The 11,636-nt window shown below is 73.2% G+C and carries 10 protein-coding genes and 1 riboswitch; of the genes, 5 read left to right on the top strand and 5 right to left on the bottom strand.

Annotation, left to right across the window (positions count from 1 at the left end; all coding sequences use genetic code 11):
- Nucleotides 1-113: 113 nt before the first annotated feature.
- A complete protein-coding gene (locus QC385_RS40525) occupies nucleotides 114-887 on the bottom strand; it encodes a DUF5995 family protein (protein ID WP_279546419.1) in 774 nt (257 codons plus the stop codon).
- 175 nt (nucleotides 888-1,062) lie between these two features.
- On the opposite strand from QC385_RS40525, the gene QC385_RS40520 reads away from it, so the two are divergent.
- Nucleotides 1,063-2,196, top strand: coding sequence for a glycoside hydrolase family 6 protein (locus tag QC385_RS40520; protein ID WP_279546423.1), 1,134 nt, complete (start codon nucleotides 1,063-1,065; stop codon nucleotides 2,194-2,196).
- Here QC385_RS40520 and QC385_RS40515 read toward each other — a convergent pair.
- Both QC385_RS40515 and QC385_RS40510 read right to left on the bottom strand, forming a co-directional pair.
- Complete coding sequence (locus QC385_RS40515; protein ID WP_279546418.1) at nucleotides 2,175-3,554, bottom strand: uracil-xanthine permease family protein; 1,380 nt, start codon at nucleotides 3,552-3,554, stop codon at nucleotides 2,175-2,177. The genes QC385_RS40520 and QC385_RS40515 overlap by 22 nt on opposite strands.
- A gap of 119 nt (nucleotides 3,555-3,673) precedes the next feature.
- Nucleotides 3,674-4,879, bottom strand: a complete 1,206-nt coding sequence (locus QC385_RS40510) for an MFS transporter (RefSeq protein ID WP_279546417.1) — start codon at nucleotides 4,877-4,879, stop codon at nucleotides 3,674-3,676.
- Between the two features lie 192 nt (nucleotides 4,880-5,071).
- On the opposite strand from QC385_RS40510, the gene QC385_RS40505 reads away from it, so the two are divergent.
- Nucleotides 5,072-6,412: an ROK family transcriptional regulator gene (locus QC385_RS40505; protein WP_279546416.1), complete on the top strand. Its 1,341-nt coding sequence runs from the start codon at nucleotides 5,072-5,074 to the stop codon at nucleotides 6,410-6,412.
- Nucleotides 6,413-6,426: 14 nt separating this feature from the next.
- On the opposite strand, the gene QC385_RS40500 is transcribed toward QC385_RS40505, so the two are convergent.
- Nucleotides 6,427-7,203, bottom strand: a complete 777-nt coding sequence (locus QC385_RS40500) for an SDR family oxidoreductase (RefSeq protein ID WP_279546415.1) — start codon at nucleotides 7,201-7,203, stop codon at nucleotides 6,427-6,429.
- A gap of 413 nt (nucleotides 7,204-7,616) precedes the next feature.
- A complete protein-coding gene (locus QC385_RS40495) occupies nucleotides 7,617-8,504 on the bottom strand; it encodes an RNA polymerase sigma-70 factor (RefSeq protein ID WP_279546414.1) in 888 nt (295 codons plus the stop codon).
- A 311-nt stretch (nucleotides 8,505-8,815) separates the two neighbouring features.
- Nucleotides 8,816-8,946: riboswitch (FMN riboswitch) on the top strand.
- Between the two features lie 144 nt (nucleotides 8,947-9,090).
- Between QC385_RS40495 and QC385_RS40490 the strand changes: the two genes are divergently transcribed.
- Genes QC385_RS40490 through QC385_RS40480 form a run of 3 tightly spaced genes read left to right on the top strand, consistent with a single transcriptional unit; the run spans nucleotide 9,091 to nucleotide 11,626 of the window.
- Nucleotides 9,091-9,699 carry a riboflavin synthase gene (locus QC385_RS40490; RefSeq protein ID WP_279546413.1) on the top strand — a complete coding sequence of 203 codons (609 nt, stop codon included), beginning with the start codon at nucleotides 9,091-9,093 and terminating at the stop codon, nucleotides 9,697-9,699.
- Nucleotides 9,696-10,340, top strand: a complete 645-nt coding sequence (locus tag QC385_RS40485) for a nicotinamide mononucleotide transporter family protein (RefSeq protein ID WP_279546412.1) — start codon at nucleotides 9,696-9,698, stop codon at nucleotides 10,338-10,340. Before QC385_RS40490 ends, QC385_RS40485 begins: the two co-directional genes overlap by 4 nt.
- The gene (locus QC385_RS40480; protein WP_279546411.1) at nucleotides 10,337-11,626 is read left to right on the top strand and encodes a bifunctional 3,4-dihydroxy-2-butanone-4-phosphate synthase/GTP cyclohydrolase II; all 1,290 of its coding nucleotides are present in this window, start codon (nucleotides 10,337-10,339) and stop codon (nucleotides 11,624-11,626) included. The genes QC385_RS40485 and QC385_RS40480 overlap by 4 nt, the downstream gene beginning before the upstream one ends.
- Nucleotides 11,627-11,636: the final 10 nt, after the last annotated feature.

The raw sequence follows: 11,636 nt of genomic DNA, 5'->3' as shown, positions 1-11,636 counted from the left end.
GCGGCGTTGTCGTCAGTCGCCAACTCCCCCACGCTCGGCTTCGCTCGCGCGGGCGGTGCCCCCATCGCGTTGACTCCCTCCTCCGCCTTGCAGCCGCACGCACCAGGCCCCGCTCACCGGCGCTGACCGGATGCCGTCGATTCCCCGCGACCTGATCCAAACGACAGGCCCTGGTGCGACCCGAGTCGCGGTTCGGGCAGGGGCGTGAGCAGCATGCGTCCCGCGAAGCCCACCGCCGTGTCCAGGCGGTCGGTGAACTCCTCGGCCATGTCGGGGAGTCCGCGCAGCGCCCACAGGGCCCGGGCCGCCGTCCAGGTGGCGTCCCGGGCACGCTCCAGGCTCCACGCGCCGAGCAGATGGGTCAGCGGGTCGGCGATCTGGAGGAGGTCGGGGCCCGGCATCAGATCTTCGCGGATGCGCTCCTCCAGCGAGACGAGGAGATCGCCCACCGCGTCGAACTCGTCCTCCAGGTCGGCGGGTGCGCAGTCGAGCGTACGGCAGGTGTCCACGACGGCCAGCGCGAGATCGTGCCCGATGTGCGCGTTGATGCCCGCGAGGGCGAACTGCAACGGGCGTACCCCGGGATGACGGCGGAACTGGAACAGCGGCCGCCAGCAGGCCGGCGGGACCCGCTCGCCGGCCACCGCCTCGACGGCCTCCAGATACCGCTGCGCGAACCGTACGTCCAGCGTGATCGCGGCGTGCGGGTCCGCGAACCGCCCGGTGTCGACGTACCGGTCCACCGCTTCCGTCACGGCGAGGTAGACGCGGTTGAAGACGGCCACCCCGTCCCGGGGGTGCAGGGTCGCGTCGAGGGCGCGCATACGGGAGATGACTCCGTCGACCGGAGTGTCCACGGCTGGGGGGACTTGTTCGCATCGCGGCATGCGGGCAGAGTCCCAGCTCTAGGCTGGCGGGAGTACCGGCAGGCCCGGCGCTTCCCCGGAACGGGGGAACGCCGCCCGCCGCAGGGGGAGGGGGACCGGCACCGTGTCAGGCTCGCGTGCCCAGCGCCTGGCCGCCCGCAGGGCCGAGCGCAGACGCGCCGTGCGGCGGGGCGTGATGGCCGTGGCGGCCTGCGTCGTGGTCGCGGCCGGCGCGGTCGCCGGGGTGCTGTCCGCCTCCGACGACCGGCGCGGCCCGGACCGGGCCAGGCCTCCCGAGATGTCCGCGTCGCCCCTCCTGGCGCCGCTGCCCGCGGTGCCGTCGGCGTCCCCGTCGGCCACCGAGTCCGCATCCCCCGCGCCCACCACCTCCGCGCCCGGGACGCCGAGCCCCACGCCGTCGCCGTCGGCAACCCGGAAGAAGCAGGAGCGGACCAGCCCCGTGAGCTCCCGGCTCTACCGCCACCCCGACTCGCAGGTGCTCGACTGGGTCCGGACCAACTCCGGCGACCCACGCCACGCGGTCATCGCCGCCCGCATAGCCGACCAGCCCGCCGCCGTCTGGTTCGCCGACTACTCCCCGGACACGCTCACCGGCCGGGTCGCCGCGGTGACGTCGGGCGGTGCCGCGCAGGGCCGGGTGCCCGTCCTCGTGCCCTACGCGATCCCCGGCCGGGACTGCGGCGGTCACTCCCAGGGCGGGGCGCCCGACCTGGACGCGTACGACGCGTGGATCGACCGGTTCGCCGACGGGCTGGGCTCCGGCGAGGTCGTCGTCGTCCTGGAGCCGGACTCGGTCGCCCAGGCCGAGTGCCTGTCCGCCGGTGAGCGCGCGGACCGCTTCGCCTCGCTGGCCCGGGCCGGACGTGTGCTGAAGGCCGCCAGCCCCCGGGCACGCGTGTACTTCGACGCGGGGCACTCGGGCTGGAACGCGCCCGGCAAGCAGGCGGCGTGGCTGCGGCAGGCCGGTGCCGCCTCGCCCGAGTCGTCCGACGGGATCTTCAGCAACGTCTCCAACTTCCACACCACCGCCGCCGAGATCGACTACGACCGGAGGGTCCTGGACGCGCTCGGCGGCCCGGCGGGCCTGGGCGCCGTCATCGACACCAGCCGCAACGGCAACGGCGCCCCGCCCGACGGCACCTGGTGCGACCCGGCGGGCCGCAAGCTCGGCCGGGCACCGACCCTCAGCACCGGCGAGGACCGGATCGACGCTTATCTGTGGATCAAGCTGCCGGGGGAGTCGGACGGCTGCAAGGGCAGGCCGGGGACGTTCACGGCATCGTACGCCTACGACTTGGCCTCGTCGTAGGAGCTGGTGCCCTCGTCCAGCAGTGGCTGCTGCGTCTTGAGATGGGGCGGGGCGAAGGCCCGCAGCGCGTGGTAGCCGGTGATGACGACGAGCGTGCCGAGCGCGATGCCGCTCAGCGAGAAGGTGTCCGTGATCTCCATGGACACGTTGCCGACGCCGATGATGATGCCGGCGGCCGCCGGGACCAGGTTCAGCGGATTGCGCAGGTCCACCCCGGCGTTGAGCCAGATCTGGGCACCGAGCAGTCCGATCATGCCGTACAGGATGACGGTGATGCCGCCGAGCACACCGCCCGGGATCGCGGCGACGACCGCGCCGAACTTCGGGCAGAGGCCGAAGAGCAGGGCGAAGCCGGCGGCGGCCCAGTAGGCGGCCGTGGAGTAGACGCGGGTCGCGGCCATCACGCCGATGTTCTCGGAGTACGTGGTGTTGGGCGGGCCGCCGACCGCGGTGGACAGCATCGAGCCGACGCCGTCCGCGGCGATCGCGGTGCCGAGCTTGTCGTCCAGCGGGTCGCCGGTCATCTCGCCGACCGCCTTGACGTGCCCGGCGTTCTCCGCGACCAGGGCGATGACGACCGGCAGGGCGACCAGGATCGCCGACCACTCGAACGACGGGCCGTGCAGGGTCGGCAGCCCGATCCAGTCGGCCTGGCCCACGCCGGAGAGGTCGAGCCGCCAGTGGTCGGTGAGCTTGCCGCTCGCGTCCACCGAGTGGATCTTGCCGAAGACCAGGTCGAAGACCCAGGAGATGCCGTACCCGAAGACCAGCCCCAGGAAGATCGCGATCCGGGACCAGAAGCCGCGCAGGCAGACGACCGCCAGTCCGGTGAAGAGCATCACGAGCAGGGCCGTCCACTGGTCCTGCGGCCAGTACGTCGAGGCCGTCACCGGCGCGAGGTTGAAGCCGATCAGCATCACCACCGCGCCGGTCACGATCGGCGGCATCGCGACGTGGATGATGCGCGCCCCGAACCGCCGCACCGCGAGCCCCACCAGGAACAGCGCGGCGCCGACGACGAAGACCGCGCCGGTGACGGTGGCGCTGCTGCCGCCCTGGGCGCGGATGACCGCCGCCACGCCGACGAAGGACAGCGAGCAGCCCAGGTAGCTGGGGACGCGGCCGCGGGTGGCGAGCAGGAACACGACGGTCGCGACGCCCGACATCATGATCGCCAGGTTGGGGTCCAGGCCCATCAGCACCGGCGCCACGAAGGACGCGCCGAACATGGCCACCACGTGCTGGGCACCGAGCCCAGCGGTGCGGGGCCAGGAGAGCCGCTCGTCGGGGCGGACCACGGCGCCGGGCGCCGGGGTGCGTCCGTCGCCGTGCAGTTTCCAGCGGACGCCGAGATCCATGGTGCGGTTTCGCTTTCGTCGTGCGTGCGAGTGTCCGGACCATTGTCGGGGTGCGTCGGGAGCGGTGGTGACCGGGGCTGCCCGGGTCGGCGGGGCGTCCGTTCAGGCCGGGCGCCGGCTCAGGGCCGCGGGTCGGGGACCGCCGGGTCCGGCCGGCCGGTCTTCACCCGGTCGCCGGGGCGCAGCACGGGCGCGAACGCCACCAGACCGCAGGACAGCAGCGTCACCAGAGCGAACGACACCATCAGGCTGGTCGCCTGCGCCAGCATGCCGATCGCGCTCGGCGCGATCAGACCCGAGGTGTACGTGATGGTCGCGACGCCCGCGATGGCCAGGCTCGGGTTGGAGCCGCTGCGGCCCGCCGCCGCGAAGCACAGCGGTACGACGACGGCGATGCCCAGCCCCATCAGCGCGAACCCTGCCATCGCCACCGCCGGTTGCTCCGCCACGACGATCAGCAGCCCGCCGAGGACGGCGAGCACACCGCTCGCGCGTACGGTCCGCACGGCACCGAAGCGGTCCACGATCCGGTCGCCGGCGATCCGGGCGATGGCCATGGTGAGGGTGAAGCCGGTCGTGCACGCCGCCGCGAGACCGGCCGAGGTCTGAAGCTGTTCGCGCAGATAGACCGCCGACCAGTCCAGGCTCGCGCCCTCGGCGAACACCGCGCAGAACCCGATCGCGCCGATGAGCAGCGCCGACCGCGGCGGCAGGGCGAACCTCGGCGGCGGATCCTCGTCCTCGGCGGGCTGGAGATCGAGCACCCACTGGCAGGACAGCACGCCGACGACGGTGAGGACCGCGGCGGCCAGGACGTGGTGCAGCCGGGCGTCCGAGCCGAGGTGCGCGGCGAGCGTGCCGGCCGCCGAGCCGACCAGGGCGCCCGCGCTCCACATGCCGTGCAGCCCGGACATGATCGACCGGCCGAGGCGGTTCTCGACCTCGACGCCCAGCGCGTTCATCGCCACGTCCGCCATGCCCGCCGTGGCGCCGTAGGTGAACAGGGCCAGGCAGAGCGTGAGCAGGTTCGGGGCGAGGGACGGCAGGACCAGCGACAGCGTCCACAGGGCGATCAGTCCGCGCAGCGCGTTGCGGGCACCGAAGCGGTGGCTGACGCTGCCGGCGAGCGGCATCGCGACGGACGCGCCGAGCGCGGGGAAGGCGAGCGCGATCCCCAACTGCCCGGCGCTGACGCCCGCGTGGTCCTGGATCCACGGCACCCGGGTGGCGAACGAGCCGGTCACGGCGCCGTGCACCGCGAAGACGGCGGCCACGGCATACCGCGACCGTTTCACCTCGCGCTGTTCGTAGACCACGTTGCTCATTCTCCGGCCCCGTCCTCTCCTGGTCTTCCCCGCTCGCGTCGTCTTCCCCGCTCGCGTCGGCCACGTCCATGGCGTGCGTCGGCGTGTGGCGGCGCGCGTAAACTATCAGGAAGCCTGCCTGATAGTTAAGGGGATTACCGGCTGGCCGGAACACCCGGCCGGGCGGTCCCGCAGATCTGGAAGGATCCCGGCATGCCCGCATCCCCGAGCACCGCCCGGGCCATCAACGACCGGCTCGCCCTGCGGCTGTTCCAGCAGGAGGGCCCGCTGACGGCGGGGCAGTTGAAGCAGCTGACCGGCCTGTCCCGGCCGACCGTCGCCGACCTCGTCGAACGTCTCACCGCCGCCGGGCTGATCATGGTGGTCGGCGAGTCGGGGGAGCAGCGGCGCGGACCCAACGCCAAGGTGTACGGCATCGTCGCCGACCGGGCGCACCTCGCCGCGCTGGACATACGCACCGAGGGTGTCGCCGTGACCGTCGCCGACCTGGTGGGACGGGTGCTGGCCGAGGCGTCGGCGCCCGTCGGCGACGACACGGGCACGGGCCCCGCCGTGGAGCAGGCGGTCGCGCTGGTCGAGCGCGTGGTGAAGGAGGCCGGCGCCGACCGGCTGCACACCGTCGGGATCGGGGCGCCCGGCCTGATCGACCCGGCCAGCGGCGAACTCCGCGACTCCTCCGGGCTGCCGCAGTGGCACCGCCGGCTCGTCGCAGCCCTCCAGGAGCGGCTGCCCGAGGCCCGGGTCAGCGTGGAGAACGAGACCAACCTCGCGGCGCTGGCGGAGCAGCGGGACGGAGTGGCGCGGGACCGGGACACCTTCGTCCTGCTGTGGCTGGGCCACGGAACGGGCGCGGCGGTGGTCCTCGACGGCGCGCTGCGGCGCGGTGCCTCCGGCGGCACCGGCGAGATCGGCTTCCTCCCGGTCCCGGGCACCGCCGCGCTGCCCTCCTCGACGGACTGCGAGGGCGGCTTCCACTCCCTGGCCGCGTCGGGCGCGGTCGTGGACCTCGCGGCGCAGTGCGGGATTTCGACGGAGCCGGGGCAGGAGCCGTCGGCGGTGGGGGTCGTACGGGCGGCGGCCGGTCTGGTGCGGTCGGCGGTGCGCGATGCGCGGGGGGCGGAGACGACGGCCGGGGCGTCCGGGACCGCGCGTGAAGGCGAGGTGTCCCGGTCTGTGCGCGGCGCCGAGACGTCCGCGTCCCCGAGAGCCTTCCCCGCCGCGTCCCCGAGAGCCGTCCCCGCCGCCCGTTTCCTCGACGCCCTCGCCGACCGTATCGCCGTCGGCGTCGCCTCGGTCGTCGCGATCCTGGACCCCGGTTGCGTCGTGCTCGGCGGCGAGGTCGGCCAGGCGGGCGGCGACGAACTCGCCGCCCGCGTGCAGGAGCGCATCGCCCGGATGACCCCCCTGCCCACGGAGGTACGGACGACCGCACTCGGTGGCAGTGCCGTACTACGCGGCGCCCTGCTCACGGCCCGCGACCGCGCCCAGGAGGAACTCTTCACCCCGGGGGAGCGGCCCGTACGGCGGTGGTAGGCCGGCCTCGGCGGTCACGCCCGGGACTGCCCGCTGCCCGCCCGCGCCTGCTCGCCCCCGTACCGCCGCGCCAGGTACTCCTCGAACGTGCCCGTGCCGGTCGCCCGCTGCGGCGTCAGGTGACCACCGGTGCGGAAACCCCGGTACGCCGCGCCCCACAGCGGCACGTTGACGACCGCCCGGCGCCGGCCGGTCGCCTTCAGATACGCGCGGGCCAGGGACTCGAGCGTCCGCACCTGCGGCCCGCCCATGTCCTCGACCCGCCCCGCCGGCGCCCCCGCCGCCAGTCCCGCCAGCCGGCCGGCGACCTCGGCCACCTCGACCGGCTGGTCCGGGACACCGGCCGGCAGGAACAGGACCGGCAGCTTCGACAGCCCCTGGAGCAGCATGACGAGCAGGTCGTGGAACTGCGTCGCCCGCAGCACGGTCCAGCCGAGCCCCGACTCCTCGACCAGCTTCTCCACCGCGAGCTTGCTCTTGTAGTAGCGGAACGGCACCCGGTCGACGCCCACGATGGAGATGTAGACGAGGTGCCGCACCCCGGCCCCGCGCGCCGCGCGGATCAGGTTCGCCGCCGCCTGCTCGTCCCCCTTCGGCGACGTCGCACAGTGCACGATGGTCTCCACACCGGCGACGGCCGCGTCCAGCGCGGCACCGCCCTCCCGCAGGTCGACCGCGTACGGCTGGGTGTGCCGGCTGAGCACCCGCACCTCGTGCCCGTCCGCGCGCAGCCGCTCGGCGACGAGCCGGCCGAGCGTTCCGGTGCCGCCGGTCACCAGGATCGTGGTCATGCTGTTCAGTCCCTTCCCAACGCCGACGCTCCCGGACGGAGCGCCCTCTGCAACTGAGACCGGACAGCCCCTGCCGGATGTGACATCCCCGCGCGGCGATCCACGACCGCGTCCGGTGTCCCGCGCCTCGTGCCGGGCGCGACGGGTGTCCCGTGCCGGCGATCTGCGAGTCGCGTGGCGAAGACCCACGACACCCCGCGCCCCGCCCGGCGTTCCGCGACCGCGCCCTGCGGTCCGCGCCTGGTGCCCGGCATGACCGGCGTCCCGTGCCCGACGACCCCCGACCCATGACCCGCGCCCGACGACCGGCGCCCCGCGCCCCACTGGCGACCCCGCACGCCGCCCGGCGGCCCCGCACGCCGCCCGGCGACCCCGCGCCCCCGCCCGGCGCCCCCGCACCCCGCCCGGCGGCCCTACGGCCGCGTGAGCTGACGCCGCGCGAACGCGAGCTTCTCCGGGTTGACCACGGCCCGTACCCCCACCACCAGCCCGTCGCGCACCTCGAACGCCGCCAGGCCGACGAGCGTGTCGCCCGCCCAGGTGGCGAGCCCTGTCGCGCCGTTGACCTCGGTGACGGTGAACTCCAGGTCCGCCGCGAACTTCGGGCCCCCGCCCGCCAGGAACCGGGCGAGCTTGGATCCGCCCTCGATCGGCCACCGGGCCGCCGTGACCTTCCCGCCCCCGTCGCTCCACCAGGTGGCGTCGGCCGCGAGCAGCTTCTCCAGCCCGGCCAGGTCGCCGTCGCGGGCCGCCGTGATGAACGAGGTGACCAGCTCCTCCTGCCGCTCCGACGCGGCCTCGAACCGGGCCTGCGGCTCGCCCACCCGCCGCACGGCCCGCCGGTACAGCTGGCGGCAGTTGGCCTCGCTCAGATCCAGCACCCCGGCGATCTCCCGGTGCCCGTAGCCGAACGCCTCCCGCAGCACGTACACCGCCCGCTCGGCCGGCGTGAGCCGCTCCAGCAGCACCAGCATCGCCATCGACACCGAGTCCCGCTGCTCGGCCGACTCCAGGGGGCCGAGCGTGCCGTCCGAGGTCACCACCGGCTCGGGCAGCCAGGTACCGACGTACGTCTCGCGCCGGGCCCGCGCCGAGGTCAGCCGGTTCAGACAGAGGTTGGTGACGACCTTGGCGAGCCAGGCCGCCGGATGCTCGATCCCCGCGCGGTCGGCCCCGCTGAAGCGCAGGAACGTGTCCTGGACCGCGTCCTCCGCCTCCTCCGCGGAGCCCAGCAGCCGGTAGGCGAGCGAGAACAGCCGGGGCCGGTGGGTCTCGAACTCGTCGGCGAGCGTGGTGGTCATACGCCTCACCCTGCCAGAACACCGTCCGGGCGGCGTGGGAAGGCCCGACGGCGGGCAAGGGCCGTCGTCACCGCCGCCGGGCCGGTCTGCGCAGACGCGCTTGACAGTAGAAAGGACTAGACCACAGCGTCAATAGGTGCGTACCAATCCCGGGGTCCGTCAGGCCGGGTCCGTCAGGGATGGACGCCGACGCGGGAGTTGGCACGCCCCGTCGCGCTCGGGAAGGGCGGCGCCACGTTCTGTGAGGCACCCCACACCCTTCGCCCGTCTGGACGTCGATCAGGCGTGGCACACTGGCCATGTATCAGTAGCAGCGCACTCCGGGGTCGGTGAAAGTCCGAACCGGCGGTTACAGTCCGCGACCCGGTCGCCTCCAGCGGCCGGTTGACCAGGTGAAATTCCTGGACCGACGGTTAAAGTCCGGATGGGAGGCAGTGCGCGGCGAGCGGGCATACATGCGCGCCGCCGAAGAAGTCCGTCCTCCGGGCGGACTCCGTCCGGCGTCGTTCCCGGTGTCCTCGCTCGTACTTCTGTCGTCATCGACAGCCCCGGAGTCCGTGCCCGAAGAGGCAGGAGGACCCGGGAAGTGTTCACCGGAATCGTCGAAGAGCTGGGCGAGGTCACCGCCGTCGAGACCCTCGACGACGCCTGTCGCTTCCGCCTGCGAGGCCCCGTCGTCACCCAGGGCGCGAAACACGGCGACTCCATCGCCGTCAACGGCGTCTGCCTCACGGTCGTCGACCACGAGGGCGACGAGTTCACCGCCGACGTGATGGCCGAGACCCTCAACCGCTCCAGCCTCGGCGCGCTCAAGGCCGGCTCCCGCGTCAACCTCGAACGGCCCATGGCCGTCGGCGAACGCCTCGGCGGGCACATCGTGCAGGGCCACGTGGACGGCACCGGCGAGATCCTGGAGCGCAAGCCGTCCGACAACTGGGAGATCGTGAAGATCTCCCTCCCCGCGGACCTCACCCGGTACGTCGTCGAAAAGGGCTCCATCACCGTCGACGGCATCAGCCTCACCGTCGTCGACGCCGGCCCCGACTACTTCACCGTCAGCCTCATCCCCACCACCCTCGACCTGACCACGCTCGGCCACAAGCAGCCCGGCGACCCGGTCAACCTCGAGGTGGACGTCATCGCGAAGTACGTCGAGCGGATGCTGGGCGACCGTGCGCAGGGGGCGGCCAAGTGAACTGGCTCAACTCCGAGGCGTTCACGCTCTTCGGCCAGCACATCAAGTGGTCGGACATGATCGGCAACGTGATCGGCCTGGTCGCCCTCGCCCTCGGCTGGCGCCGCTCCATATGGACCTGGCCCGCCCAGTTCGTCTCCGGCCTGATCCTCTTCACGGCCTTCGCCACGGCCCACCTCTCCGGCAGCGCCGGCAAGCAGATCGTCGTGATGCTCGTCGCCGCCTACGGCTTCTGGCAGTGGAACCGCGGCCGGCAGCAGGCCCAGGACGGCTCCATCGCCGTACGGTTCGCCACCTGGCGTGAGCGTGGGGTGCTGGCCGGGGCCGCCGCCCTCGGCACCCTCGCCGTCGGCGGCCTGTTCACGGCCTTCCCGACGCTGTCCTGGGACCCCTGGCCGGACGCGTACATCTTCGTCGGCACAATCGTCGCGATGTACGCCCAGGCCCGCGGCATGGTCGAGTTCTGGTTCGCCTGGCTGCTGGTCGACCTGGTCGGCGTCCCGCTGAACTTCGCCAACGGCTTCGCCTTCTCCGGCTTCGTCTACGTCATCTACGGCGCGCTCGTCCTGTGGGGCCTGCGCGACTGGTGGCTGCGCTCCCGTGCGGCAGCGCAGCCCGCCCTGGAAGGAGCGCCGGCATGAGCACGGCACCGATCCTGTACGGCACCGACGGCTTCGAGGACTTCGCTCTCGACCCGGTCGAGCAGGCCATCGCCGACATCGCGGCCGGCCGCCCGGTCGTGGTCGTCGACGACGAGGACCGCGAGAACGAGGGCGACCTCGTCATCGCCGCCGAGAAGGCGACCCCCGAGATCGTCGCCTTCATGATGAGCGAGTGCCGCGGCCTGATCTGCGCCCCGATGGAGGGCGAGGAGCTGGACCGGCTGGAGCTCCCGCAGATGGTCCAGGACAACACCGAGTCGATGAAGACCGCGTTCACGGTCTCCGTCGACGCCTCCGCCGCGCACGGCGTCAGCACCGGCATCTCGGCCGCCGACCGCGCCACCACGCTCCAGTTGCTCGCCGACGGCGTCGCGGGACCCGACGACTTCGTCCGCCCGGGCCACATCTTCCCGTTGCGCTCCCGGCCCGGCGGGGTCCTGACGCGCGACGGCCACACCGAGGCCGCCGTCGACCTCGCCCGCCTCGCGGGCCTGCGCCCGGCCGGTGCGATCGTCGAGATCGCCGGGGAGGACGGCACGATGCTGCGCCTGCCCGAGCTGATCCCCTTCGCCCGCAAGCATGGCCTGACGATCATCTCGATCGAGGACCTGATCGCCTACCGCCGCAGCAGCGAACCCACCGTCCGCCGCGAGGCCAGGACCCAACTTCCCACCGGCCACGGCACCTTCACGGCCTACGGCTACCGCTCCACCGTTGACGGCGTCGAGCACGTCGCCCTCGTGCACGGCGAGATCGGCGACGGCGACGACGTCCTGGTCCGCGTCCACTCCGAATGCCTCACCGGCGACGTCTTCGGCTCCGCCCGCTGCGACTGCGGCCCCCAGCTCGACGCCTCGCTGGCCCGCATCCAGGCCGAAGGCCGGGGAGTCGTGGTCTACCTGCGCGGACACGAGGGCCGCGGCATCGGCCTGATGTCCAAGCTGCGCGCCTACGAACTCCAGGAGCAGGGCCACGACACCCTCGACGCCAACCTCGAACTCGGCCTGCCCGCAGACGCCCGCGACTACGCCGCAGGCGCCCAGATCCTCGCCGACCTCGGCGTGCGCGGCGTCCGCCTGCTGACCAACAACCCCGACAAGACCGACGCGCTCGTCCGCCACGGCATCGCGGTCAAGGCCCGCGTGCCGATGCCCGTGAGCGCCGGCGAGCACAACCTCCGCTACCTGCGCACCAAGCGGGACCGGATGGGCCACGACCTGCCCTGGCTCGACACGACCACCGTGCCGGCCTGCGGCAACCAGTAACAGAGCACAG

This window comes from Streptomyces sp. DH10 (genome assembly GCF_029813805.1).
In the GTDB taxonomy this organism is placed as follows: Bacteria; Actinomycetota; Actinomycetes; order Streptomycetales; family Streptomycetaceae; genus Streptomyces; species Streptomyces coeruleofuscus.
This window is presented reverse-complemented; position numbering and strand designations above follow the sequence as displayed.